The sequence below is a fragment of the Micromonospora sp. NBC_00362 genome (assembly GCF_026342155.1).
In the GTDB taxonomy this organism is placed as follows: Bacteria; Actinomycetota; Actinomycetes; order Mycobacteriales; family Micromonosporaceae; genus Micromonospora; species Micromonospora hortensis.
Map to the genome: position 1 here is coordinate 4,964,309 of NZ_JAPENH010000001.1, position 25,370 is coordinate 4,989,678.

Consider the following 25,370-nt stretch of genomic DNA (forward strand, 5'->3'; position numbering starts at 1 on the left):
CTCGTGTGGGCGTCAGCGTCGCCGGGCGCGCAGCACCAGCGTCCGGTACGGCAGCTCGATGGCGTCCCGGCCAGCCAGGGCGGGGTGGGTGTCCAGGAGTTCGGTCAGTTCCCGCTCGACCCGCCGCTGATCGTCAGTGGAGGCGGTGAGCCAGTACGAGCGGGTGCGGACCATGCCGAGCACCTCGTCCCGCGTGAGCGTGGTGCGGTGCGTGAACTCGCGCTTGTCGACGGCGTCGAACGCGGGGCCGAAGTCGGGGTGCTCGCCGAAGAGCTGGCTGGTCGACTTGTCCCCGAAGTGGGCGATGCGACCCAGCTCCGCCACCCAGTCGACGCTGCCGTCCCGGATGTTCCAGATGGGGGCGAAGGTGCCGCCGGGGCGGAGCACCCGGGCGATCTCGGCGTGCGCGGGCTCCCGGTCGAACCAGTGGTACGCCGTCCCGACCAGCACCGCGTCCGCCGTCGAGTCGGGCAGCGGCATGGCCTCGGCGCTGCCCGCCAGGGCCGTCGTGCCCGGGGTGCTGGCAGCGAGCTGCGCCCGCATCCCCGGATCGGGCTCGACCGGTACGACCTCGTGACCCACTGCCAGCACAGCGCGCGTCAGGATGCCGGTGCCCGCGGCGAGGTCGACCACCCGGGCTTCGCTCAGCCCGTCGAGTGCCCACCGGACCGCAGCCTCGGGATAACGTGGCCGAAACCGGTCGTAATCACTCGCAGCGGCACCGAACGACAGGGCGTGAGTGTGATCGACCATGACGGGCAGGTTATCCCGTAACGGCCTCCGGGCCGCTTGAGTACGCTCGGGCCTGACCCCCTGTATCTCCGTGACGAGGAAGCGTGCCGTGACCGAGCAGAACCCCGTGCCAGTGGACCCCGCCGACGACCTTCCCGAGCAGATGAAGGTCCGCCGGGAGAAGCGGGACCGGATGCTCGCCGAGGGCGTTGAGCCCTACCCGGTCGGCTTTCCCCGCACCACCACCCTGGCGCAGGTCCGGTCGGCCTACGCCGACCTGCCCACCGACACCGCCACCGGCGACCAGGTCGCCGTCACCGGCCGGGTGATCTTCGTCCGCAACACGGGCAAGCTCTGCTTCGCCACCCTCCGGGACGGCGACGGCACCGAGTTGCAGGCGATGCTCTCCCTGGACCGGGTCGGGCCGGAGCGGCTGGAGGCGTGGAAGCGCCTCGTCGACCTCGGCGACCACGTCGGCGTCACCGGCGAGGTGATCACCAGCCGTCGGGGTGAGCTGTCGGTGCTGGCCCAGCAGTGGGAAATGACCGCCAAGGCGCTGCGACCGTTGCCGGTGGCCCACAAGCCCCTCTCCGAGGAGGCGCGCGTCCGGCAGCGTTACGTCGACCTGATCGTCCGGCCGCAGGCACGGGAGATGGTGCGCACCCGGGCCGCCGCGGTACGCAGTCTGCGCGATTCACTGCACGGGCAGGGCTTCATCGAGGTGGAAACGCCGATGTTGCAACTGCTGCATGGCGGAGCGACGGCCCGACCGTTCGTGACCCACAGCAATGCGTTGAACACCGATCTGTATCTGCGAATCGCTCCGGAACTGTTTCTCAAGCGCGCTGTGGTCGGCGGCGTCGACCGCGTCTTCGAGATCAACCGCAACTTCCGTAATGAGGGTGTCGACTCTTCGCACTCGCCGGAGTTCGCGATGCTGGAGACGTACCAGGCGTACGGCGACTACGACACGATCGGCGAGCTGACCCGTAATCTCGTGCAACAGGCGGCGATCGCGGTCAGCGGCTCGACGGTGGTGACCCATGCCGACGGGCGGGAGTTCGACCTGGGTGGCGAGTGGCGGTCCGTGACGTTGTTCGGTGTGCTTTCCGAAGCGCTGGGCGAGGAGGTCACCGTCCGTACCGAACGGTCCCGTCTGGTGGAGTACGCGGACAAGGTGGGATTGGCCGTGGACCCGAAGTGGGGCTCGGGCAAGCTGGCCGAGGAACTGTTCGAGGAACTGGTCGTCCCCGGCCTGCAGGCGCCCACCTTCGTGCGGGACTACCCGGAGGAGACCAGCCCGCTGACCCGGGCGCACCGCAGCGAGCCGGGGCTGGCCGAGAAGTGGGACCTGTACGTGCTCGGCTTCGAGTTGGGCACCGGGTACTCCGAGCTGGTCGACCCGATCGTGCAGCGCGAGCGACTGGTCGCCCAGGCCCAGTTGGCCGCCCGTGGCGACGACGAGGCGATGCGGCTCGACGAGGACTTTCTTCGGGCGATGGAGTATGGAATGCCGCCGGCCGGCGGTATGGGAATGGGAATCGACAGGCTCTTGATGGCCCTGACCGGCCTCGGAATTCGGGAAACGATCCTCTTCCCGTTGGTCCGCCAGGAGTAGTCCCGTCCGGGCGTACGCCGAGCCGTAACCGGATCCTATTGACGCGACGAGCGGCGCGCGGGTTATTGTGCTCTCGTTAGCAGGAGCACCCTGCTCGAAAGGAATGTGGGACGTGGCCAAGCAGATCATTCACAAGCTGGTCGATGACCTGGACGGCGGGGACGCGGACGAGACCGTCAAGTTCGCCCTCGACGGCGTTCAGTACGAGATCGACCTGTCGAGCGCCAACGCCGCGAAATTGCGCGATGCATTTGCGTCGTACGTGGGCGCTGGCACCAAGGTCGGCCGGGGTGGTGTCGTGATCGGTGGGCGGGCTGCCCGCGGTCGGGGTGGCGCGACCGCCGATCGGGAACAGAACAAGGCGATCCGGGAGTGGGCCAAGAAGGCCGGCAAGGACATCTCGGACCGGGGTCGTATCCCGCAGGAGATCGTGGACGAGTTCCACGCGAAGCGCTGATCCGTCAGCAGCTTGGTGGCCAGCCGCCACCGCAGGCGACACCGACGCCGGGCCGGAGGAGTTCTCCGGGCCGGCGTCGCCGTGTCCGGGCGCGGTCGTCGTGCCCGTTCGGGGCGGCGTCTCGTGCCCGTCCGGGGCGGCCTCTCGTGCCCGTTCGGGGCTGGGAAGCATTCCGGGCCAATCGACGTTGTCCACAACCAGTGGAACAGCCATCCACAGCCTGTGGACAACCTTCCCCAGGGGCCCGGCGCGGCACTCGTCGCGACCGCCGGTTCGCCCTCCAGGGCCTTCCGGAGCGCTTCCGGACCCCCGATCGGGCTTCCGTCGACCCAGTCGGATTTCGCTCTGCGCGTAGCGACAGGGCTACCGGAACACCTCCTGAGCGCGGACGGTTGTTCAAAACGACGTGGAACCGACCCAGAGCAGAGACACACGACCTCAGCTGAGTCGGTCGGCGACGATAGAGTAAGGAGGCACGGACGCCCGTCCTGGACGTTCGTGCACCGGCCCCGCCAAGATCTTGACCATCAAGGCGCACGGCACGTGAGGAGCACGAGGGCATGTTCGAGCGGTTCACCGACCGAGCGCGACGGGTTGTCGTCCTGGCCCAAGAAGAGGCCCGGATGCTCAACCACAACTACATCGGTACGGAACACATCCTGCTGGGCCTGATCCACGAAGGTGAAGGCGTCGCGGCAAAGGCCCTGGAGAGCCTCGGCATCTCCCTGGAGGGCGTCCGCCAGCAGGTCGAGGAGATCATCGGCCAGGGCCAGCAGGCGCCGAGCGGGCACATCCCGTTCACGCCGCGGGCCAAGAAGGTGCTGGAGCTGTCGCTGCGCGAGGCGCTGCAGCTCGGCCACAACTACATCGGCACTGAGCACATCCTGCTCGGGCTGATCCGTGAGGGCGAGGGCGTCGCCGCCCAGGTGCTGGTCAAGCTCGGCGCCGACCTTAACCGGGTCCGCCAGCAGGTGATCCAGCTGCTCTCCGGCTACCAGGGCAAGGAGCCTGCCGCGGCGGGCGCCGCGCCGGGTGAGGCCGCGCCGTCGACCAGCCTGGTGCTGGACCAGTTCGGCCGCAACCTGACTCAGGCCGCCCGCGAGGGCAAGCTCGACCCGGTCATCGGGCGCGAGAAGGAAATCGAGCGGGTCATGCAGGTGCTCTCCCGCCGTACCAAGAACAACCCGGTCCTGATCGGTGAGCCCGGCGTCGGCAAGACCGCCGTGGTGGAGGGCCTGTCCCAGAAGATCATCAAGGGCGAGGTGCCCGAGACCCTCAAGGACAAGCAGCTCTACACGCTCGACCTGGGCGCGCTCGTCGCCGGTTCCCGCTACCGCGGTGACTTCGAGGAGCGCCTCAAGAAGGTGCTCAAGGAGATCCGCACCCGCGGCGACATCATCCTGTTCATCGACGAGATCCACACCCTGGTGGGTGCGGGTGCCGCCGAGGGCGCGATCGACGCCGCGAGCATCCTCAAGCCGATGTTGGCCCGTGGTGAGCTGCAGACCATCGGTGCCACCACGCTCGACGAGTACCGCAAGCACCTGGAGAAGGACGCCGCTCTCGAGCGCCGCTTCCAGCCGATCCAGGTGGGTGAGCCGTCGCTGGCCCACACCATCGAGATCCTTAAGGGCCTGCGGGACCGCTACGAGGCCCACCACCGCGTCTCGATCACGGATGCCGCTCTCGTGGCCGCCGCGACCCTGGCCGACCGGTACATCTCCGACCGCTTCCTCCCGGACAAGGCGATCGACCTGATCGACGAGGCCGGTGCGCGGATGCGGATCCGTCGGATGACCGCGCCGCCAGACCTGCGTGACTTCGACGAGCGCATCGCCCAGGTGCGTCGCGACAAGGAGTCCGCGATCGACGCGCAGGACTTCGAGCGCGCCGCCCAGCTGCGCGACAAGGAGAAGCAGCTCCTCGGGCAGAAGGCTCAGCGGGAGAAGGAGTGGAAGGCCGGTGACCTGGACGTCGTCAGCGAGGTTGACGACGAGCAGATCGCCGAGGTGCTCGGCAACTGGACCGGCATCCCGGTCTACAAGCTGACCGAGGAAGAGACCTCGCGCCTGCTGCGCATGGAGGACGAGCTGCACAAGCGCGTCATCGGCCAGGAGGACGCGGTCAAGGCGGTCTCGAAGGCGATCCGGCGTACCCGGGCCGGCCTGAAGGACCCGAAGCGCCCGTCGGGCTCGTTCATCTTCGCCGGCCCGTCCGGTGTCGGTAAGACCGAGCTGTCCAAGGCGCTCGCCGAGTTCCTCTTCGGCAGCGAGGACTCCCTCATCCAGCTGGACATGTCCGAGTTCCACGACCGTTACACGGTCTCCCGGCTCGTGGGTGCCCCTCCCGGCTACGTCGGCTACGACGAGGGCGGGCAGCTGACCGAGAAGGTGCGGCGTCGGCCGTTCTCGGTGGTCCTCTTCGACGAGATCGAGAAGGCCCACCCGGACGTGTTCAACACGCTCCTGCAGATCCTCGAAGACGGTCGGCTCACCGACGGTCAGGGTCGGATCGTGGACTTCAAGAACACGGTCATCATCCTGACCACCAACCTGGGCACCCGTGACGTCGCCAAGGCGGTGTCGCTGGGCTTCCAGCAGTCGGAGGACTCCGAGTCCAACTACGACCGGATGAAGCAGAAGGTCAACGACGAGCTCAAGCAGCACTTCCGGCCTGAGTTCCTCAACCGGATCGACGACACCATCGTCTTCCACCAGCTGCGCCAGACCGAGATCCTCTCGATCGTGGACATCATGATCCAGCGGATCGAGGGCCAGCTGCGGAACAAGGACATGGGTCTGGAGCTGACCGACAACGCCAAGAAGTACCTGGCCGCGAAGGGCTTCGACCCGGTGCTCGGTGCCCGTCCGCTTCGTCGCACGATCCAGCGCGACATCGAGGACAACCTCTCCGAGCGGATCCTGTTCAACGAGCTGACCCCAGGTCAGATCGTCGTGGTGGACTGCGAGGGCGACCCGGACGACATCGACAATTCCAAGCTCGTCTTCCGGGGCTCGGACAAGCCGGTCGAAGTTCCGGACGCCGTCCCGGCCGATCTCGGTGGCACTGCCGCTGGCACCGCCGCCGCGGGAGTGGACGAGTAACACAACCAGCAAGGGGCGGGGCCCCGGTGGCGCAAGCCACCGGGGCCCCGCCTTTGTTGCGTCCCAATCACCTCGCCGGCCCCTGCTCGTGCTCTCCCGGCCAGCCTCGGCGTCGCACTCCGCCCGCACCCCGCCCCGCCCGCACTGCGCCCGGACCCCGCCCGCACCACGCCCCGCCCGCACTGCGCCCGGACCCCGCCCGCACCACGCCCCGCCCGCACTGCGCCCGGACCCCGCCCGCACCACGCCCCGCCCGCACTGCGCCCGGACCCCGCCCGCACCACGCCCCGCCCGCGCCGCGCCCGGACCCCGCCCGCACCACGCCCCGCCCGCACCGCGCCCGGACCCCGCCCGCACCACGCCCCGACGCACCCCGCCCGGACCCCGCCCGCACCCCGCCCCGACGCACCCCGCCCGCACCGCGCCCGGACCGCGCCCGCACCCCGCCCCGCCCGCACCCCGCCCGCATGCGGCGCTCTCACGCTGCCGCGCCCGGCAAGATCCCCGCAACATCAGGGAAAGTGCTGCCTCGCGTCGTCCGGAGGCAGCACTTTCCCTGATGTTGCGGCGCGTATTGGTGGGGAAGGGTGAGCTTGCCGGCGGCCTCGCTCCCGTGGGTGCCTCGGACCGCAAGATCGCGCTACATCCTTGATGTAGTGGCATCCGATGCGCCCGACACCACTACATCCAGGATCGAGCACGATCTTGGTGTGGAAGGGCGCCGATAGGCCGGCCTTCGCGCGTGGCGCGTGGCCCGTGGCGCGCAGGATGCGCGGGGGTCAGGTGGTGAGGTCCGCGGTTGGCAGGGACGGGCCGTCACCGACCAGGCGGAAGGAGTCGGTGCCGGCGGCTTCGACCAGCCCGTCCTGCACCAGCCCGGCGAGGGCGCGGGCGCGTTGCACGTCGTCGGTCCAGACCTGGTCCAACCGCTGGTGTGGGACCGGGCCGGTGCTGTCCCTGAGCACTCCGAGCAGTAGACCGCGGACCTGTCGGTCGGTGCCCGCGTACCGCTGGGGTCGGCGGGTCGGCCCGGCCGGCGCCTCCTGGCCAGACGCCCGCCAGGCGCAGACCGACTCGACGGGGCAGGCGGTGCAGCGCGGTGACCGGGCTGTGCAGATCACCGCGCCCAGTTCCATGAACGCGGCGCTGGCCAGTGCCGCTGCGGCCGGCTCAGTCGGGAGTAGTTCTTCGGTGGCGACGAGGTCCGCCGGTCGGGTGACAGGCCCGGCGTCCGGTTCGCCGGCCACCGCCCGGCATACGACTCTGCGTACGTTGGTGTCGACGACGGGGTGCCGCTGTCCGTATGCGAAGGCGGCGACCGCCCGCGCTGTGTACGTGCCGACGCCGGGCAGCGCGAGCAGTTGCTCCAGCCGGTCCGGCACCTGGCCGCCGTGCCGGTCCACGATCGCGACAGCGCATTCGCGTAGGCGGACCGCCCGACGGGGGTAGCCGAGGCGTCCCCACATTCGGATGGCCTCGGCTGGCGTGTCCGCTGCCAACGCGGCTGGCTCCGGCCAGCGGGCCAGCCACGCCTGCCAGGCCGGCACCACCCGGACCACGGGTGTCTGCTGGAGCATGACCTCACTGACCAGGATGGCCCACGGGGTGACGCCGGGCTCGCGCCACGGCAGGTCACGGGCGTGCTGCTGGAACCACCGGCTGACCACGGTGGCGAAGTCGGGTTGAGTCATGGCGTCGTCGATGATGTCACGCCCGGCGTTCCCGTTGGGTGGGCGGCTCGGGCGGGGTGCCACGTCCTCGTTCGGCGGACGGGGGAGAATGCGCGGATGAACGAGCTCGCGATCACCGTCATCGGTCGGGACCGGCCGGGCATCGTTGCCGACGTCGCGGAGGTGCTGGCCCGACTGGGCGCGAACCTCACCGACAGCACGATGACGCGGCTGCGGGGGCATTTCGCGATGACCCTCATCTGTACCGGCCCGGCCGCCGCCGAGGTCGAGGCCGCACTGGCGTCGCTGGCCGCCGAGGGTCAGCTGCTGGCGACGGTACGCGCGGTCACCCCGGACGGCGATGTTCCTCCGGTGGGTGAGCCGTACGTGATGGCGGTGCACGGTTCGGACCGGATGGGGATCGTCGCGGCGATGACGCGGGTGCTGGTGGATGCCGGGGGGAATGTCACCGACCTGAGTACCCGGTTGACCGGTGCGCTCTATGTGGTCCTGGCGGAGGTCGAGCTGCCGGCCGGTGTGGCGGACACTGTGCTCGACCGGCTGCACCGGACGGCTGCCGAGCTGGGCGTGGAGGTCACTCTCCGGCCGGCGGACCCGGACCTGTTGTGAACGGCGAGGAGCGCGGGCCGGAGGTCGGCCTGGGGGAGTGGACACCGGAGTCGCTGGACGTGCCGGGTGAGGTGCGTGCGGTGGTGTCGGCCCCGCATCCGGTGCTGAGTCGGGCCGCCGACGAGGTCGACCCCACGGCGAAGGAGACTGTCCAACTCGCCGCCGACCTGATAGCCACGATGAAGGTCTCGCCGGGCTGCGTCGGGCTGGCCGCGCCGCAGGTCGGGGTGGGCGCTCGGGTCTTCGCCGTCGACGTGACGGGGCACCCGAAGGCGGTGACGGTGCACGGCACCTTCGTGTTGTGCAATGCGCGCGTGGTCGAGGCGACGCGGTGGAAGCCGGGCCGGGAGGGCTGCATGTCGGTGCCGGACCTGACCGGGGACGTGAAGCGGGCCAGCCGGCTGGTGGTGGAGGGTGACCTGCCGGGCAGCGGCGTGCCGGTCCGGCTGGTGACCGACGGCTTCGAGGCTCGGGCGTTGCAGCACGAGATCGACCACTGCGCGGGGCTACTCTTCCTGGACCGGGTGGCCGGTGCGCACGCGGTCTATCAGCGCAAGGTCTACCTGTGATCGGGTGCCGGGCCGTCCTCAATGGAGGGTGGCGCGGGCGCCTCGGTGTGGCTCCGGCGCGTCGCGCCGCACTGCCGGGTACGGCGCGGCTACGGTGGAGGGCATCATGCGTCTGACGGTCGGCCCCCTGCCACCCGCCGTGTACTGGCGGCGTCGCGCCGTCGTACTCGGAGCGGGGTTCCTGTTCCTGATTGTCCTGCTCTACTCCTGTACCGGTTCGGGTCGTTCCGGCGACAAGGAGCCGAAGGCGGGAGGTTCGCCGTCGGCGACATCGGCCGCGACATCAGGTCCCGCTGGGCCGGTGCTGACACCGCAGACCGGCGGTCCTTCGTCGTCCGCGTCCGCTGATTCGGGTGCGACGAGTCCGAGCCCGGCGATCACCAGCAACACACCGCCACTGGGCGCGGCGGCCGGTTCGGAGGACGACGGCGCCTGCACCGACGAGGAAATCAGCGTGGTCTCGTCGGCGAGCCCGACCTCTGTTCAGCGGGGCGCTGTGGTCGAGCTGCAACTGCGGATCAAGAACACGTCGGACCGGACGTGCAGCCGCAACGTCGGCGCCGACCTCCAGGAGATCTTCATCAAGTCCGGGGCCGAGAAGGTCTGGTCGTCGGACACCTGCGGCAAGGTCGAGGGCTCGGACGTGCAGTCCTTCACGCCGAATTTCGAGCGCTCCTACCAGGTGCCGTGGAACGGGCGGGACACCAGCCGCTGTGACGGCGCGCTCGCCAACGGGCCGTTCCCGCCGGCCGGGTCGTACCAGGTGTTCGCTCGGGTCGGCACGAAGCTCAGCGACCCGGTGAAGCTCACCGTCACCGGCTGAGCCGGGTCAGACGTAGCGTTCCAGGATGGATGCCTCGGCAAGCCGGGACAGCCCCTCACGGACGCCACGGGCCCGAGCGTCGCCGACTCCTTCGACGGCCTGCAGGTCCTCCACTGTCGCGCCGAGCAGACGCTGGAGGCTGCCGAAGTGCAGCACCAGGCGATCGACCACCGCCACCGGCAGCCGGGGCACCTTGGCCAGCAGTCGGAAGCCGCGCGGGCTGACCGCGGCGTCGAGCGCGTCGGACGCGGCCGGGTAGCCGATCGCCTTGGCCACCGACACCAGGTCGATCAGCTCGGTGGCACCGAGCAGGTCCAGCTCGACGAGAGCCTCGTCCAGCGTGCGCGACTTGCGGCCGACGGGGAGGTAGTCCCGGATGACCAGCGTCCGGTCGGCGTCCACGCCGGCCATCAGCTCGTCGAGTTGGAGGGCGAGCAGGCGGCCGTCGGTGCCAAGCTCCACCACGTAGCCGGCGATCTCGTCGGCGATCCGGCGAACCATCTCCAGTCGCTGCACCACTGCCACCGCGTCCCGCACGGTGACCAGATCCTCGATCTCCAGGGCGGAGAGCGTGCCGGAGACCTCGTCCAGCCGGAGCTTGTAGCGCTCCAGGGTGGCGAGCGCCTGGTTGGCGCGGGAGAGGATGGCCGCCGAGTCGTCGAGCACGTGCCGTTGGCCGTTGACGTAGAGGCTGATGATCCGCATGGACTGGCTGACCGAGATGACCGGATAGCCGGTCTGGCGGGCCACCCGCTCGGCGGTGCGGTGCCGGGTGCCGGACTCTTCCGTCGGGATGGACGGGTCGGGCATCAGGTGCACTGCCGCCCGGACGATCCTGGTGCCGTCGCTGGAGAGCACGACAGCGCCGTCCATCTTGCACAGCTCACGCACGCGGGTCGCGGAGAACTCCACGTCCAGCGGGAAGCCGCCGGTGCAGAGGCCCTCGACCACCTTGTCGTAGCCGAGCACGATGAGCGCGCCCGTGCGACCCCGCAGGATGCGCTCCAGACCGTCGCGCAGGGCGGTGCCCGGGGCCATCAGGGCGAGATTGGCGCGTAGCGGATCTCCGGCGCTCCCGGCGGCTCCCGCAGTCACGCTCACGCTGATCGGGCGGGCGGGCGAGCCCACGGCGCCGGTGCGGGCCTGGGGCGGCGCGCCGGCTGGCTTGGTGGTATCGCGGTCGATCGGCACGGGCACAGTCTACGGACTGCCGTGCGGTGGGTGCTGTCGTGGTTACTGTGATGTGTCACGATGCCGCCCTTTCCAACGTTTCCCGCTTGCGACGTGCTGTCCGGTTTGGCCGCCCTCGTCGGCACGGTGGGTCACTCGGCGGACGCGCGGGCCGCATGGTGCAGGGCCGCACGGACGTCGGTGACCTCGGTCACGCGCATCTGCTCGGGGCCCGCGCCGGTGCTGGCCGGGCCGCAGCCGGGCGGCACCAGGGCCACCTTGAACCCCAGCCGGGCGGCCTCGGCCAGCCGGCGCGGCACCGCCCCGACCCGGCGCACCTCGCCGGTCAGCCCCACCTCACCGATCGCCACCAGGTGCGGCGCGATCGCCAGGTTGAGCCCGCCGGAGGCGACCGCCAGAGCCACCGCCAGGTCGGCGGCCGGCTCCACCACCCGGATCCCGCCCACCGTGGCGGCGAAGACCTCCCGGTCGTGCAGGGTCAGCCGTTCGGTGCGCCGTTGCAGCACCGCGAGCACCATCGCCAGTCGCGCCGAGTCGAGGCCGGAGACGGTGCGTCGGGGAGAACCCGCCACCGTCGCGCCGATCAGTGCCTGCACCTCGGTGACCAGGGCCCGCCGCCCCTCCATGGCCACCGTCACGCAGGTGCCCGGGACCGGTTCCGCGTAGCGGGTCAGGAACAGCCCGGACGGGTCGGCCAGGCTGCTGATGCCGCCCTCGTGCATCTCGAAGCAGCCGACCTCGTCGGCCGCCCCGAACCTGTTCTTCACGCCGCGCACCAGGCGCAGCGACGAGTGCTTGTCGCCTTCGAAGTGCAGCACCACGTCGACCAGGTGCTCCAGCACCCGGGGCCCGGCCACCTGGCCGTCCTTGGTGACGTGCCCGACCAGCACTGTGGCGATGCCCCGCTCCTTGGCGACCGAGACCAGCGCGGCGGTGACCGCGCGGACCTGGGTCACCCCACCGGGCACCCCCTCGGTGCCGGTGGTCGAGATGGTCTGCACCGAGTCGAGCACCAGAAGGCCCGGCTTGACCGCGTCGAGGTGACCGAGCACCGAGGCGAGGTCGCTCTCCGCGGCGAGGTAGAGCCGCTCGTGCAGGGTGCCCATCCGCTCGGCGCGCAGGCGCACCTGACTGACCGACTCTTCGCCGCTGACCACCAGCGAAGGGCTGCCGGCACCGACCGCCCAATGCTGCGCCACATCGAGAAGGAGGGTCGACTTGCCCACGCCGGGCTCGCCGGCGAGCAACACCACGGCACCGGGGACCAGGCCACCGCCGAGCACCCGGTCGAGCTCGCTCACCCCGGTCGGCACGGCGCGGGCCGGGGCGGCGCTGATGCTGGCGATCGGTCGGGCCGGCTCGGACGGCATCCGGGAGCTGACCACCCGACCGGAGACGGTCGGGCCGGTCACCGTGTGCTCGACCACCGCCCCCCACTCGCCGCACTCCGGGCAGCGCCCCACCCACTTGGGCGGCTGGTGACCGCAGGCGTCGCACTGGTAGGCCGGACGCGGATCGCGGGCGGCGGACCGACCACGGGCGGCACCGGCCGTGCCGCCACGCGGAGGGGTCGATCGGGAGGTGGTCACATCAGGACGCTAGCCCTCGCGTACGACGAAAACACCCCGGCGTGGTGGTCACCACGCCGGGGCGTTTGTCGATGTGCGGGTCGGGTCACTCGTGGGTGGTGCCACCCTCGTTGCCCTCGTAGCCACCCTCGCGCTCGATGATCGGCGACGGAGGGGCTGCCGGGGTGAGCGGCACCGCGACCGGCGCCTGCCCGGTGACAGTGTTGCCGTTGCCGAAGTCGAAGGTCACGACGACGTTCTGGCCGGAGCGCAGCGCCTCGGTCAGGCCGATCAGCCGAAGCTGCGTGGTGGACTCGGAGTTGAACTGGATGTAGCTCAGCGGCGCCAGCTCGATCCGGGCCGGCTGACCCGGGGCGGAGGGGCTTGCCGAACCGGACGCCCGCGCCGACTCCGGGGCGGACGGGGTGGCCGAGGACGATCCGGTCTCGGAGGGCGTCGCCGACGGGCTCGGCGAACCGGACGTCGAGTTCGACGGGCTGGCCGAACCGGACGGCGACGGGCTCATGGAGGCGGACTCCGAGGCGGACGGCGACGGGCTCGCCGAGCCGCCGCTGATCACCACCTCGCGGGCGCTCTCCGTGGTGACGGTGACAGTCACCGTCTCCTTGGAGTCGTTGTAGATCACCGCGCCGAGCCCCGCGTCCTGCCCGGCCTTGTAGCCCTCGGGGCTCGGGTAGTCCACGAGCAGGCCCCGCACCGAGAAGGAGCCGTTGTTGGTCGTGAGGTTGACGCCCTGGACCGACGGCTCCTTCAACGCGGTCTCGGCGATCTGACCCGTGCCGCATCCGGAAGCCAGCAGACTGGCCGCCGTAATCCCGGACAGCAACAGGGCCGCCCGCCGGGATCCCCTGATCGAGCGCGTCACGTCGGTCCTCCTCGTCACAATCCCCACCCGGGCCGTACGCCGGGCACGGTGGCCATACCCGCGCAGACCGCGCTCCAGGGTAGTTGGGACTGATCGAGGCCCGCACGCGGACCCGGCAATGCCACCTGCCCGGGTGGCGTTCACACCACCCGACCGCTCGCCACCAGCAGAACCACGTCGATGAGGGCCACCAGCATCACCGCCCGGAAGGCCGCCACCGGCCGCCGGCCGGCCCGGATCGCCGAGCGCCCGGCGTACCAGCTCAGCGGCGGCACCACGGCGGCCGTGCCGACGGCCGCCCAGCCGATCGTCGACGGCGGCCCGGGTGGTCCGAGGACCAGTGTCGCGGTCGCCGCGAGGAGGAAACCCGTCGCGGCCACCCGGCTGCCGGCGGCGCCCAGCCGGTGGGGCAGGCCGCGCACGCCGGTGCGGGCGTCGTCGGCCAGGTCGGGCAGCACGTTGGCGAAGTGCGCGCCGGCGCCCAGGCAGGCCGCCGCCGTCACCAGCCAGACCGGCGGGGCCGGCTGACCGGGCAGCGCCAGCACCACGAAGGCGGGCAGCGCGCCGAACGACACGGCGTAGGGCAGCACCGAGAACGCGGTGGCCTTGAGCGGCCAGTCGTAGAGCAGGGCGGAGACCAGGGCGAGCGTCAGCCAGAACGCCGCCACCGGGTTCGTTGTCAGCGCCAACAGCGGGCAAGCCACCGCGGCCGCAGCGGCGGCCCAGGCAGTGACGCGCCGACCGACCGCGCCACTGGCGACCGGTTTGTCGGTACGCCCTACAGTGGCGTCCCGCTCGGCGTCGAGCGCGTCGTTGGTCCAGCCGACGGCGAGTTGGCTGGCCAGCACGGCGAGCACCACCGAGACGATTCCGGCCGGCCGGTGGCCCACTCCCCAGGCCAGCAGACCGGCCACCGTGGTCACCGCCGCGGCCGGTTCCGGATGGCTCGCTCTGACCAGCCCTAACACCCTCGACGACATAAGGGAAGTCTGGTCGTTACCGAGCAGTCGTGCCACGCTCGGTTCCATGCGAGACGTGGCTGCGGCCGGGGCGCCCACCGGTCCGAGGGTGCTGCCGCGAAACGATCCGCGTCAGTACGACGATCTGGCCGGTGAGTGGTGGCGGCCGGATGGCGCGTTCGCGATGCTGCACTGGCTGGCCGAGGCCCGTGCCGCGCTGGTGCCGCCGGCCACCCGTCCGGACGCGTTGCTTGTCGATCTGGGCTGCGGCGCCGGCCTGCTCGCGCCGCACCTGGCCGGCAAGGGCTACCGCCACGTCGGGGTGGATCTGACCCGCTCGGCGCTCGTCCAGGCGGCCGAGCACGGGGTGCTGGTGGTCCAGGGTGATGCCACGGCGGTCCCGCTGCCCGACGGCTGCGCCGACGTCGTCTCGGCGGGTGAGTTGCTGGAGCACGTGCCGGCCTGGCCGCGCGCGGTGGCCGAGGCGTGTCGGCTGCTGCGCCCCGGTGGCGTGCTGGTGCTGGACACCCTGAACGACACGGCGTTGGCCCGGCTGGTCGCGGTCCGGATCGCCGAGCGGCTGCCGACGGTGCCCCGTGGCATCCACGACCCACAGTTGTTCGTGGACTCCCGGACGCTGGTGGCCGAGTGCGCCCGACACGGTGTCGACCTGCGCCTGCGGGGCATCCGTCCGCAGGTCGGCGGCATGCTCGCCTGGCTGCTGCGCCGCGTTCGCGCGAGCCGAACGGCTGGGGCGGTGCCCACCGGCCGCGCGCCGCGCATCGTGCCGACCCGCTCCACCGCCGTGCTCTATCAGGGCCGGGGGGTCCGCAAAGGATAGTCAGGCCGTGGCGGGGTATGGAACGCCGAGGAGGAACGAGATGACGGTGCACGCGCTTGAGGCAGCACGCCGGTTGGCGCCGCGGTTCGCCGCGCGGGCGGCCGAGCACGACCGGGACGGTTCCTTCCCCGTGGACGACTTCGCCGACCTGCGCGAGGCCGGCCTGTTCGGGCTGATGGTCCCCCGGGCGCTCGGCGGTCTGGGCGCCACCTTCGCCGAGTACGCCGCGGTGGCCACTGAGCTTGCCCGGGGCAACGGCGCGACGGCCCTGGTGTTCAACATGCACGCTTCGGTGACCGGCGCTCTGGGCGCTGTCACCGAGGAGTTGGCCGAGGCGCTGGGCGTACCGGACGAGGCGCTGGCCGCTCGCGACCGGCTGCTCAGCGCGGCCGCTCAGGGTTCCTGGTACGCGGTCGCCATGAGCGAGCGTGGCGCGGGCGCGCGGCTGTCCCAGCTGACCACGGCGTACGAGTCGACCGACGGGGGCTGGCACATCAAGGGCAGCAAGACCTTCTGCTCCGGCGCCGGGCACGCGGACGGCTACCTGGTGGCGGCGCGCAGCGCGGTCGACCAGTCGGTGGTCTCACAGTTCCTGGTGCCGGCCGGCGACGGGCTGACGGTGGAGCCGACCTGGGACTCGCTCGGCATGCGCGCCACCTCTTCCCACGACCTGCACCTGGACGTCACAGTGCCCGCCGACCGGCTGCTCGGTGGGGTGGAGGGGCTCGCGCTGGTGGTGGCCCAGCTGATGCCGCACTGGTTGGTGGCCAGCTACGCGGCCGTCTACGTGGGGGTCGCCCGTGCGGCGATCGACGCGGCGGCCGAGCACCTCAACGCCCGCAACCTGGCCGGTCTGCCGGCGGTGCGGGCCCGGCTGGGTCGGGCGGACGCGGCGACGGCCGCCGCGCAGTTGGTGGTGGCCGAGGCGGCCCGCCGGGTGGACGAGGCGCCCGGTGACGAGGAGACCAACCGTTGGGTGTGGCGGGCGAAGCTGCTCGCCGGGACCACCGCCGCCGAGGTGGCGGCGTCGGTGCTGGAGGCGGCGGGCACGTCGGCGACCCGCCGTGGACATCCGCTGGAGCGGCTGTACCGCGACGCCCGCTGCGGCTCGCTGCACCCGGCCACGTCGGATGTCTGCGCCGACTGGCTCGGCATCGCCGCCCTGGGCGGTGACCCGGATCGTGACGGGTCGGCACCGCGTTGGTGAGCCCGCCGCACGGGGCTCGCACGGAGGAACGACCGGCCGAGGTGGCTGGTGGGACGGCCAGGGGGAGGACAGCATCTGACGAGAGGTGGGGATCGTGTTCGTACCAGTGATCGCGGGGCTCGGGACAGCGCAGCCGCCGTCCGCTTCGCAGGCCGAGTTGTGGGAGGGCTTCTTCTCCCGGCACTTCTCCGGCACCACCCGGTCGTTGGCCCAGCGAATCTTCGCCAACTCGGGGGTGACCCGTCGGCAGGCCGCGGTCAATCCGCTGCTGGAGGACGTCTCGGACTGGCCGACCGAGCGCCGGATGCGCCGCTACCAGGTGGAGGCGCTGCCGCTGGGCAAGGAGGCGGTGGGTCGGGCGTTGACCGCGGCCGGGCTGAGCGCCGGCGACATCGGGCTGTTCATCGTCTGTTCCTGCACCGGGTACGCCACGCCGGGGCTGGACATCCTGCTCGCCCGGGACCTGGGCATGGCAGCGGACACCCAGCGGATGTTCATCGGCCACATGGGTTGTTACGCGGCGTTGCCGGGGCTCGGCGCGGCGAGTGACTTCGTCACCGCCCGGGGGCGACCGGCACTGCTGCTCTGCGCGGAGTTGACCAGCCTGCACATCCAGCCGTCCAGCGCCCGGGTGGACACCCAGCAGATCGTCTCCCACGCGCTCTTCTCGGACGCCGCGGTCGCCGCCGTGGTCGTGCCGGGCGGCTCGGGGTACGCGGTGCGCGAGGTCACCGCGGTCACCGACACCTCGACCGCCGACCACATGACCTGGGACGTCACCGACGCCGGGTTCCGGATGGGGTTGTCGCCGAAGGTGCCTCAGGTGCTGTCGAGGCACGTCCGAGGGCTGGTCGACGATCTGTTGGCCCGGCACGGCGTCACCAGCTCCGAGGTGGACGGTTGGGCGGTGCACCCGGGCGGGCCACGGATCCTCAACGTGGTGGAGCGGGAACTGGCGCTGCCCCCGCTGGGGCTGGCGGCGTCCCGGGCGACGCTCGACGAGCACGGCAACTGCTCGTCGCCGACCGTGCTGTTGATCCTGGACCGGTTGGGTCGGGCGACACCTGCGGCTCGGCGCATCGTCATGCTGGCCTTCGGCCCCGGCCTCACCCTGTACGCAGCCCTGTTGGATCGACAGGACTGAGCCTCCGGCCGGTACGCTCGGGGGGTGGATGCGACGGCGGACGACCGGCTGCGCTCGGTGGTGCTGTTTGGCGCGGCGGCGGCCGTCCTGGTTGTCGGCGGCTGGTGGTGGCGTGCCGCCGCGCCCGCGTCGACGGCCGGGACGGGCATCCCTTCGGCGGCGGCGCTGCCATCGGTCGGGCCGAGCGTCAGCACCCGGATGGAACGTCTCCTCGCGGCTGCGCAGCCCGACGAGCGGCTGACGGTGCGGATGGACCCCGACACCGGCGAGGTCCTCCGGGTGCGAAGCGGCCCGCGACTGGTGATCGACCCGGCGACGGGCTCGATAAGCGACATCGAGGGTGATCCCCGGGGGCTCTTCTCCGCGGGTGACCTGCCCCTGTTCCAGGAGACGATCTGGCGGGAGCAGCGGGACCTCGCCCCCGGCCAGGAAGTGACCCGGCAGGCCGGCAACCACGGTGCCCGCTACCTGCTCCAGTACCGGTGCACCCGCCCCGGCACGATGGCGGTGACGAGCGACGAAGCCAAGATCAACGGTCCGGTGCGCATCGACTGCGACGGCACGATCGCCAATGCCGAGGTGCTGCCCGGTGGCGGGCCGTTCCAGGTGTCGCTGTCGGCCGTCGACCGGCCCATCGACATTGAGGCGCAGCTCGTCGCCCTGCCCCCTCGCCAGTAGGGCCGCTCAGGCGGTGAGGGCGTTCAGGTCGCTCCGGTAGGACTCGACAGCGCCCAGGTCAGGTAGCACTCGGGTCACTGTGCCGGCCCGGTCGACCAGCAGGGCGGTCGCGGCGCCGGGGCGGGCCGGCTGGCCCAGGAACGAACGCAGGCCTCCGGCGGGGTCGGCCAGGGCGCGAGCCTGCCGCTCGATGGTGGGCCTGGTTGGGGCCGTCCGCCCTGCGCTGACGGTGACCACGGAGACGCCGGCGGGCGCGGCCGCCAGGGCGTCGGTGACCCGGTCCGGGCAGGGGCAGCCGTCCAACAGAATGATCACGGCGGGTAGCAGGCCGCGCAGTGGCACTGGTGCGTCGTCCGCGTCGACCAGGTCCAGTGCGGGCAGCGCCCGACCGACGAGGGTCGCGGGTGGTGAGTAGGGGGCCGGAGTCGGCCGGTCGGCGCCGCGGTTGGCCCGGGGCCAGGTGACCGCCAGCAGGCCGGCCAGCGTGGTGAGGACCGCCACCAGCAGGACCACCAGCGGCAGGCCCAGGGCCCGGTAACCGCCCGGGAGGCCACTGGCCCCGCGCAGCTCACGGCGGACCTGAGCGGCCTCGGCGGCCAGTGCGGAGGCGTCGTCGGGGACCACCACGCGGCCCCATTCGGGCGGTAGGCCAGGCAGGCCGTCGGCTGGCCCGTGACCCTCTGCGTCCGGCTTGCCCATCGGACCTCCTGGAAGCGTCTCGAGAGCTGAGTGCGGCTCGGTCTCCAGGGTCGCGCACCAGGGGCTCCTCCCGCTACATCTGGGCGCGGTCCTGCTGACCGGGCTACCATGGGAGAAGCGCATAGCCCTTGATCTCGACGTTCTGTTCACCCGTACCGGGCAGTCATTCCCGCGTTACGGAGCGTGTTCGAACCATCGGTTTGACCGCCTGTCAAGCTGAAGCAAGACCTCTCACAGGGCCCCTGAGCTGCGCCAACGGTCAGGACATCGGTGAGACATCGGTGCCTGAGCGTGTTACCCTAGACACAGCGAAAGGGGTTTCGAACCTATGGTTTTCAGTGTCGGCGAGACCGTTGTTTACCCCCACCACGGGGCCGCACTCATCGAGGCAATCGAGACTCGGGTCATCAAGGGCGAGCCTAAGCAATACCTCGTCCTGAGGGTCGCGCAGGGTGACCTGACGGTCCGGGTGCCGGCCGAGAACGCCGAGATCGTGGGCGTCCGCGAGGTGGTCGGCGAAGAGGGCCTCGGGAAGGTCTTCGACGTTCTGCGGGCTCCGCACACCGAGGAGCCGACCAACTGGTCGCGGCGTTACAAGGCCAATCTGGAAAAGCTGGCTTCCGGCAACCCGCTGAAGGTCGCCGAGGTCGTGCGTGACCTGTGGCGCCGGGAGCGGGAGCGGGGCCTCTCTGCGGGCGAGAAGCGGATGCTCGCCAAGGCCCGCGACATTCTCGTCGGCGAGGTCGCGCTGGCCGAGAAGAGCACCAAGGATGAGGCGGAGACGCTGCTCGACAAGGTCCTCACCGAGGCCTAGTCCGCACAGCATCGTCGTACCCACTTCGTAGTGAAGAAACCACCGAGGACCGCGACGTGACCGCGCAGCTCAATCCGCGCGGTGACGTCGCGGTCCTCGTGCCTGCGGCGGGTGCCGGCGTACGGCTCGGCCCCGGCCGACCCAAGGCGCTGCGCCTGCTCGCCGGTGAGCCGCTGTTGGTGCACGCAGTGCGTCGACTGGCCGCCGCGCCGTCGGTGCACACCATCGTCGTGGCTGCGCCGGCCGCCGAGGTGCAGGCCGTCCGCGAGCTGTTGGCCCCGGTCGCCCCGGTGATCGTGGTGCCCGGCGGTGCCGAACGACAGGCGTCGGTGGCCGCCGCGCTGGCTGCGGTGCCCGCCGGCCCGACGATCGTCCTGGTGCACGATGCCGCCCGGGCGCTCACCCCACCCGAGCTGGTCGAATCCGTCGCGTCGGCGGTGCGTGGCGGGCGTGACGCGGTGATCCCGGTCCTGCCGGTCGTCGACACGATCAAGGAAGTCGACGCCGACGAGGTGGTGCTCGGCACCGTCGACCGTTCCGCCCTACGTGCGGTGCAGACCCCGCAGGGTTTCCGTCGGGCCGTGCTCAGCGCCGCCCACGCCGCCGCCGGTGACTCCCTCACCGACGACGCCGGGCTGGTCGAAAAGCAGGGCGTCGCGGTGAGCTGCGTGCCCGGCTCGGAGTACGCAGTGAAGATCACCCGACCGTTCGACCTGGCTCTGGCCGAGCATCTGCTTGCCGCAGCCGGTTGACGCGTACCCTCTGATCATGATCGTTCCCCGGGTGGCCATCGGCACCGACGTGCACGCGTTCGAGCCGGGTCGGCCCTGCTGGGTGGCCGGGCTGCTCTGGCCCGACCAGGACGGCCTCGCCGGGCACTCGGACGCGGACGTGGCCGCGCACGCCGCCTGCAACGCGCTGCTCTCCGCCGCTGGTCTCGGTGATCTCGGTTCCGCCTTCGGGGTGGGTCAGCCGGAGTGGGCTGGCGCGTCCGGGGTGGCTCTGCTGACCGAGACGGCCCGTCGGGTGCGCGCCGCCGGCCTGGAGATCGGCAACGTGTCCGTGCAGGTCATCGGCAACCGCCCCAAGATCGGCCGCCGCCGCGCGGAGGCGCAGGAGGTCCTCTCCGCCGCTGTCGGCGCCCCGGTCACCGTCTCGGCGGCGACCACCGACGGGCTCGGCTTCGCCGGCCGTGAGGAAGGCTTGGCCGGGGTCGCTGTGGCCCTGGTGTACGACGCGCCGGCCGCCTAAGCTCGCCGCGATGTCCAGCGACCCCGCCCCCGACCAGTCCGCCGCCGACGGCTACGTCCAGCGGGCCCAACTCCTCGGCGAACTCGGCCGCTACGACGAGGCGGCCGGGGAGTTGGCCTTCGGGTTGGCCCTCCAGCCGGCTGACGTCGACGCGCTCACCATGCTGGCCCGGGTGCACCTGGCCGCCGGCCGCCCGGCCGAGGCGCTCACCGCCGCCGACACGGCAGTGGCCGCCGCGCCGGAGGCCCTGCCGCCGCTGGTCGCCAGGGGCATGGCCCTGGCCGACCTGGAGCGCTACAGCGAGTCGGCGGCCACCGCCGATCAAATCCTCACCCTCGGCCCGGCCGACGCGTACGCCCAGCGGAGCGCGGCGGCGATCCTGGCCGGCACCCGCAACGGTCAGCCGGCGCTGAACGCGGCGTGGCGCGGTGTCGAGTTGGCCCCGCAGGAGCCGCAGGCGCACCTGGTGCTCAGCCTGGTCGCCGCCCGCCTGAACCTGTTCGACCTGGCCGAGCGGGCCTACCGCGAGGCGCTGCGGCTGGACCCGCGGCTCGGCGAGGCCGGCCACGACGTGGGTGTCATGCGGCTCGAGCAGCGCCGCTGGTCGGAGGCGTTGGAGCACGTCGCCGAGGCGGTGACGGTCAGCCCGAGCCGGATCGACTCGCCACGAACGCTCGCGTACGGGCTGCACCGCCTGGTGCTCTACGGCGCGGGCTGGTCGCTGGTGGCGGCGGTGCTTGTCGCGTTCGCGGCGTCGGCGGGCGACGGGTTGTCCCGCGTCCTGGCGGTGCTCGCCGCGCTCACCGGCGGGATCATCGTCTGGCAGCTCGCAGCCCGGCTGCCCGGGCTGACCCGGACCGTCCTGCCCGCTCTGCTGCACTCGGACCGGGCGATGGCGCTGGCCGTCTACGCCGTGGCCGCCGCGCCGCTGCTGCTGCTGGTGTACGCCATGGTCGGCTCCCCGTGGCCCCTGGTGCTGGCCATCGCCGTCACGGCGGTAGCCGAGTTCGCCGTATTCACGCGAACCGCCATCCGCTAACCCAGCCCCACCCCGGCCCCAACCCCCGGCGTAACCCGTAAAGATCACCAGCGTCACGTAGCTCGACCAGGTCAGGGTTTCGCCGGAGCCCGACCCGCGCAGGGATCAAGCCTGACCGCCCGGAGCGGGGCGGGCTCCGGCGAAACCCCAAAGGCCGACTACACAGAACGCGCCCACGTCCAGGCGTACCCCTCGTCTTCGCAGGAGCTGGCGGCGTCGCAGAGATCCAGCGGGCGGAAGGTGTCGACCATGACGGCCAGTTCGTCGAAGTAGTCAGCGCCGATGGAACGCTCGGCGGCACCCGGCTGGGGGCCGTGGGTGAAACCGGACGGGTGCAGGGAGATCGAGCCCTGCTCGATGCCGGAGCCGCGCCGCGCCTCGTAGTTGCCCCCGGTGTAGAAGAGCATCTCGTCGGAGTCGACGTTGTGGTGGTTGTACGGCACGGGGATCGACTGCGGGTGGTAGTCGACCTTGCGCGGTACGAACGAGCAGATGACGAAGTTGGGGCCCTGGAAGGTCTGGTGCACCGGCGGGGGCTGGTGGATGCGGCCGGTGATCGGCTCGAAGTCGTGGATGGAGAACGCCCACGGGTAGAGGTGCCCGTCCCAGCCGACCACGTCGAACGGGTGGTGGGCGTAGACGTAGCGGGTCCAGCCGCGCCGGTGCCGGACCAGCACCTCGACCTCCTCGCCGTCGACGAGCAGCGGGGCGTCGGGGCCGCGGACGTCCCGCTCGCAGTACGGCGAGTGCTCCAGGAACTGGCCGCGTACGGAGAGATAGCGCTTGGGTGGGCCGATGTGCCCGGACGCCTCGACGGCGAGCAGCCGGACGGGCTGGTCGCCGGTGGGCACCAGCCGGTGGATGGTCGAGGTGGGGATGACGACGTAGTCGCCGGCGACGGAGTCCAGCACCCCGAACGGGGACTCGACCCGCAGGGTGCCCGACTCGACGTAGAGGCAGTGGTCGCCGGTGGCGTCGCGGAACAGCGGTGAGGGTCGGTCGGCGAGGACGTAACCGATCCGTACGTCGTCGTTGGCGAGCAGGTACTGCCGGCCGAGGATGGGGTCGGAGCCGCCGGTGCCCAGTTTGTGGGTGCGCAGGTGGCGGGGCTTGAGCGGCAGGTTCGGTGCCCGGGTGAACGCGGGCGGGGTGAACTCGTCGGCGGCCAGGATCGCGGTGGGCGCGTGCCGGTGGTAGAGCAGGGACGAGTCGGAGGAGAAGCCCTCCTGGCCCATCAGCTCCTCGGCGTAGAGGCTGCCGTCGGGCTGCCGGAACTGGGTGTGGCGCTTGCGCGGCACCTCGCCGACGCTGCGGTAGTACGGCATCTCGCCTCCCGAAATTTCCCGTTCACCGGCCAAAGGCGTCCGATAATCGGACGCTGTTGTCCGTTCCTCGTAGCGTCCCGTACATTCTTATTCCGTGTCAACGCAGGTGCCAGCACTCCTCCACGGCCTGGTGGACGACGCCGCCGTCTTCCCACCGGGCAGCGCCGCGCTGCACGACGCCCTGGCTGCCCACCGCCAACACCGCGCCGCCTGGTACGCCGACCTGGTCGGCCCGCTGCTGATCCCCGCGTCGGACGTGGCCGCCGGTGAGCTGAGCGGTCTCGTCGACCCGGGCGAGGGCCTGGTGGTCGGCGTGATCGGTGACACCGGGATCGGGAACCTGCCGTTCGCGTTGTCGTTTCTCGCCCCCGACGGCGTCACCGCGCGTCAGGTCGAGGTGGCGGTCGCCAAGCGCGGCGAGGACCCATTGCCCGGCATCGCCGAGTTGCTGCGGCTGACCGACGCGCTGCCGGGTGTGGAGGCCGTCTACGCCGAACTGCCGTTGACCTTCGGGCTGATGGGCGCACTGGACGCGCTCGTCGCCGCGCGGGCCGACGGGGTGCCGATCGCGGCCAAGTTCCGCACCGGCGGCCTGGCCGCCGAACTCTTCCCCACCCCGACCGAGCTGGCCACTGTGATCTGCGCCTGCCGGGACCGGGGCCTGCCGTTCAAGCTCACCGCCGGGCTGCACCAGGCGATCCGACACCTGGACCCGGAGACCGGGTTCACCCACCACGGCTACGCGAACGTGCTGGCCGCGACCCTGGCAGCCGCCGACGGTGACGGTGTGCGCTCGGTCGCCGAGCTGCTGACCGTTGTCGACCCGCGCCCCCTGGTGGAGCGCGCGACGGCACGGCTGGGCGGGCCTCGCCCCCTGTGGGTGGGCTTCGGCTCGTGCAGCATTCTGGAACCACTGACCGATCTGATCCGGCTTGGGCTGGTGAACGGGGGCTACGACGCATGACCTGGGTGACCGGCGCCGACGGTTCGCCGTACGGGGTGACGAACCTGCCGTACGGGGTGTTCCGGCAGAACGGGGGTTCGTCGCGGATCGGCGTACGGATCGGGTCCTGGGTCCTCGACCTCGCGGCGGCCGAGGCCGCCGAGCTGGTGCTGGCCGCCGGCACTCTGTGCCGGCCCGTGCTCAACGACTTCATGGCCCTGGGTCGTCCGCAGTGGACGGCGGTACGGCAGCGGATCACCGAGCTGCTCACCGACCCGGCGCACCGGGACGCGGTGGAGCCACTGCTGGTGTCCCTCGACGACGTGGAGCTGCTGCTCCCCATCGAGGTGGCCGACTACGTCGACTTCTACTCCTCCGAGCACCACGCGTCGAACGTCGGGCAGATCTTCCGCCCCGGCCAGCCGCCGCTGCTGCCCAACTGGAAGCACCTGCCGATCGGCTACCACGGGCGGGCCGGCACCGTGGTCGTCTCCGGCACGCCGGTGACCCGGCCGACCGGGCAGCGGGCCTCCGCCGAGGGCCCGCTCACCGGCCCATCGGTACGCCTCGACATCGAGGCCGAGGTGGGCTTCGTGGTGGGCGTACCCAGCGCGTTGGGCGATCGGGTCTCCGTGGACGACTTCGCCGAGCACGTCTTCGGGGTGGTGCTGGTCAACGACTGGTCGGCCCGGGACATCCAGGCTTGGGAGTACCAGCCGCTCGGCCCGTTCCTCGGCAAGTCGTTCGCCACCTCGGTCTCGGCCTGGGTGACGCCGCTGGACGCCCTCGCCGACGCCTTCGTGCCGGCCCCCGACCAGGACCCGCCGGTGGTGGACTACCTGCGGGACGTGCCGCACCTGGGCCTGGACCTGCGCCTGGCGGTCGAGTGGAACGGCGACCAGGTCAGCGAACCACCGTTCGCCACCATGTACTGGACCCCCGCCCAGCAGTTGGCGCACCTCACCGTCAACGGGGCTTCGCTGCGCACCGGTGACCTGTACGCCTCCGGGACCGTCTCCGGCCCGGACCGAGGGCAGGTCGGCTCCTTCCTGGAACTGGCCTGGGGCGGCGCCGAGCCGGTCACTGTGGGCGGCGAGAGCCGTACCTTCCTCGACGACGGCGACACGGTGACCATCACGGCCACCGCCCCCGGCCCGGACGGCACCACCATCGCCCTCGGTGAGGTATCCGGCACGGTTCGCCCGGCCCGCTGAGCGGGCAA

The 25,370-nt window shown here is 71.6% G+C and carries 24 protein-coding genes; 16 read left to right on the forward strand and 8 right to left on the reverse strand.

Annotated features, from left to right (window positions below; all coding sequences use genetic code 11):
* Window positions 1-12: 12 nt before the first annotated feature.
* On the reverse strand, window positions 13-753 hold the full coding sequence (locus tag OG992_RS22865; protein WP_266304264.1) for a class I SAM-dependent methyltransferase: 741 nt from the start codon (window positions 751-753) through the stop codon (window positions 13-15).
* Between the two features lie 88 nt (window positions 754-841).
* Between OG992_RS22865 and lysS the strand changes: the two genes are divergently transcribed.
* From lysS to OG992_RS22880, 3 genes are all read left to right on the forward strand, one after another.
* A complete protein-coding gene (gene lysS / locus OG992_RS22870; RefSeq protein WP_238687016.1) occupies window positions 842-2,350 on the forward strand; it encodes a lysine--tRNA ligase in 1,509 nt (502 codons plus the stop codon).
* Between the two features lie 112 nt (window positions 2,351-2,462).
* Complete coding sequence (locus OG992_RS22875; protein ID WP_036392792.1) at window positions 2,463-2,807, forward strand: Lsr2 family protein; 345 nt, start codon at window positions 2,463-2,465, stop codon at window positions 2,805-2,807.
* 560 nt (window positions 2,808-3,367) lie between these two features.
* On the forward strand, window positions 3,368-5,911 hold the full coding sequence (locus OG992_RS22880; RefSeq protein ID WP_238687015.1) for an ATP-dependent Clp protease ATP-binding subunit: 2,544 nt from the start codon (window positions 3,368-3,370) through the stop codon (window positions 5,909-5,911).
* A 779-nt stretch (window positions 5,912-6,690) separates the two neighbouring features.
* Here OG992_RS22880 and OG992_RS22885 read toward each other — a convergent pair.
* Window positions 6,691-7,602, reverse strand: coding sequence for an A/G-specific adenine glycosylase (locus OG992_RS22885; RefSeq protein WP_238687014.1), 912 nt, complete (start codon window positions 7,600-7,602; stop codon window positions 6,691-6,693).
* Between the two features lie 96 nt (window positions 7,603-7,698).
* Here OG992_RS22885 and OG992_RS22890 point away from each other — a divergent pair, with 96 nt between their 5' ends.
* The 3 genes from OG992_RS22890 to OG992_RS22900 all read left to right on the forward strand — a co-directional run bounded on the left by OG992_RS22890 (window position 7,699) and on the right by OG992_RS22900 (window position 9,603).
* Complete coding sequence (locus tag OG992_RS22890) at window positions 7,699-8,211, forward strand: glycine cleavage system protein R (protein WP_238687013.1); 513 nt, start codon at window positions 7,699-7,701, stop codon at window positions 8,209-8,211.
* On the forward strand, window positions 8,208-8,780 hold the full coding sequence (locus OG992_RS22895; RefSeq protein ID WP_238687012.1) for a peptide deformylase: 573 nt from the start codon (window positions 8,208-8,210) through the stop codon (window positions 8,778-8,780). The genes OG992_RS22890 and OG992_RS22895 overlap by 4 nt, the downstream gene beginning before the upstream one ends.
* Window positions 8,781-8,886: 106 nt before the next feature.
* A complete protein-coding gene (locus OG992_RS22900; RefSeq protein WP_238687011.1) occupies window positions 8,887-9,603 on the forward strand; it encodes a hypothetical protein in 717 nt (238 codons plus the stop codon).
* 6 nt (window positions 9,604-9,609) lie between these two features.
* Here the strand turns inward: OG992_RS22900 and disA are convergent, their stop codons facing one another.
* The 4 genes from disA to OG992_RS22920 all read right to left on the reverse strand — a co-directional run bounded on the left by disA (window position 9,610) and on the right by OG992_RS22920 (window position 14,276).
* Window positions 9,610-10,794 (reverse strand): DNA integrity scanning diadenylate cyclase DisA, encoded by a 1,185-nt coding sequence (gene disA / locus OG992_RS22905; RefSeq protein WP_030327921.1) that lies wholly within the window; start codon window positions 10,792-10,794, stop codon window positions 9,610-9,612.
* Between the two features lie 131 nt (window positions 10,795-10,925).
* Window positions 10,926-12,383 carry a DNA repair protein RadA gene (gene radA, locus OG992_RS22910; RefSeq protein ID WP_238687010.1) on the reverse strand — a complete coding sequence of 486 codons (1,458 nt, stop codon included), beginning with the start codon at window positions 12,381-12,383 and terminating at the stop codon, window positions 10,926-10,928.
* Window positions 12,384-12,468: 85 nt separating this feature from the next.
* Entirely contained in the window at window positions 12,469-13,248 is a 780-nt protein-coding gene (locus OG992_RS22915) for a hypothetical protein (protein WP_238687009.1), read from the reverse strand.
* Window positions 13,249-13,388: 140 nt separating this feature from the next.
* Window positions 13,389-14,276 carry a UbiA family prenyltransferase gene (locus tag OG992_RS22920; RefSeq protein WP_266304266.1) on the reverse strand — a complete coding sequence of 296 codons (888 nt, stop codon included), beginning with the start codon at window positions 14,274-14,276 and terminating at the stop codon, window positions 13,389-13,391.
* On the opposite strand from OG992_RS22920, the gene OG992_RS22925 reads away from it, so the two are divergent.
* From OG992_RS22925 to OG992_RS22940, 4 genes are all read left to right on the forward strand, one after another.
* Entirely contained in the window at window positions 14,275-15,048 is a 774-nt protein-coding gene (locus OG992_RS22925; RefSeq protein ID WP_266304267.1) for a methyltransferase domain-containing protein, read from the forward strand. The two genes, OG992_RS22920 and OG992_RS22925, sit on opposite strands and share 2 nt — an antisense overlap.
* A 40-nt stretch (window positions 15,049-15,088) precedes the next feature.
* Entirely contained in the window at window positions 15,089-16,255 is a 1,167-nt protein-coding gene (locus OG992_RS22930; RefSeq protein ID WP_266304268.1) for an acyl-CoA dehydrogenase family protein, read from the forward strand.
* Between the two features lie 94 nt (window positions 16,256-16,349).
* Entirely contained in the window at window positions 16,350-17,399 is a 1,050-nt protein-coding gene (locus OG992_RS22935) for a type III polyketide synthase (protein WP_238687005.1), read from the forward strand.
* Between the two features lie 24 nt (window positions 17,400-17,423).
* Window positions 17,424-18,077, forward strand: a complete 654-nt coding sequence (locus OG992_RS22940; protein ID WP_266304269.1) for a hypothetical protein — start codon at window positions 17,424-17,426, stop codon at window positions 18,075-18,077.
* Window positions 18,078-18,083: 6 nt separating this feature from the next.
* Here the strand turns inward: OG992_RS22940 and OG992_RS22945 are convergent, their stop codons facing one another.
* Window positions 18,084-18,776 carry a hypothetical protein gene (locus tag OG992_RS22945; protein ID WP_238687003.1) on the reverse strand — a complete coding sequence of 231 codons (693 nt, stop codon included), beginning with the start codon at window positions 18,774-18,776 and terminating at the stop codon, window positions 18,084-18,086.
* A 328-nt stretch (window positions 18,777-19,104) separates the two neighbouring features.
* Between OG992_RS22945 and OG992_RS22950 the strand changes: the two genes are divergently transcribed.
* Genes OG992_RS22950 through OG992_RS22965 form a run of 4 tightly spaced genes read left to right on the forward strand, consistent with a single transcriptional unit; the run spans window position 19,105 to window position 21,880 of the window.
* Window positions 19,105-19,590, forward strand: a complete 486-nt coding sequence (locus OG992_RS22950; protein ID WP_007073334.1) for a CarD family transcriptional regulator — start codon at window positions 19,105-19,107, stop codon at window positions 19,588-19,590.
* 56 nt (window positions 19,591-19,646) lie between these two features.
* Window positions 19,647-20,342, forward strand: a complete 696-nt coding sequence (ispD, locus tag OG992_RS22955; protein WP_266304270.1) for a 2-C-methyl-D-erythritol 4-phosphate cytidylyltransferase — start codon at window positions 19,647-19,649, stop codon at window positions 20,340-20,342.
* A gap of 13 nt (window positions 20,343-20,355) precedes the next feature.
* Window positions 20,356-20,841 carry a 2-C-methyl-D-erythritol 2,4-cyclodiphosphate synthase gene (gene ispF / locus OG992_RS22960; RefSeq protein WP_196924679.1) on the forward strand — a complete coding sequence of 162 codons (486 nt, stop codon included), beginning with the start codon at window positions 20,356-20,358 and terminating at the stop codon, window positions 20,839-20,841.
* 10 nt (window positions 20,842-20,851) lie between these two features.
* On the forward strand, window positions 20,852-21,880 hold the full coding sequence (locus tag OG992_RS22965) for a lipopolysaccharide assembly protein LapB (protein WP_238687001.1): 1,029 nt from the start codon (window positions 20,852-20,854) through the stop codon (window positions 21,878-21,880).
* Window positions 21,881-22,038: 158 nt separating this feature from the next.
* Here the strand turns inward: OG992_RS22965 and OG992_RS22970 are convergent, their stop codons facing one another.
* Window positions 22,039-23,205 (reverse strand): homogentisate 1,2-dioxygenase, encoded by a 1,167-nt coding sequence (locus OG992_RS22970; protein ID WP_266304271.1) that lies wholly within the window; start codon window positions 23,203-23,205, stop codon window positions 22,039-22,041.
* A 94-nt stretch (window positions 23,206-23,299) separates the two neighbouring features.
* Here OG992_RS22970 and OG992_RS22975 point away from each other — a divergent pair, with 94 nt between their 5' ends.
* Together OG992_RS22975 and fahA are read left to right on the forward strand one after the other, a co-directional pair.
* Window positions 23,300-24,169: a hypothetical protein gene (locus OG992_RS22975; RefSeq protein ID WP_238686999.1), complete on the forward strand. Its 870-nt coding sequence runs from the start codon at window positions 23,300-23,302 to the stop codon at window positions 24,167-24,169.
* Window positions 24,166-25,362, forward strand: a complete 1,197-nt coding sequence (gene fahA / locus OG992_RS22980; protein ID WP_266304272.1) for a fumarylacetoacetase — start codon at window positions 24,166-24,168, stop codon at window positions 25,360-25,362. Before OG992_RS22975 ends, fahA begins: the two co-directional genes overlap by 4 nt.
* Window positions 25,363-25,370: the final 8 nt, after the last annotated feature.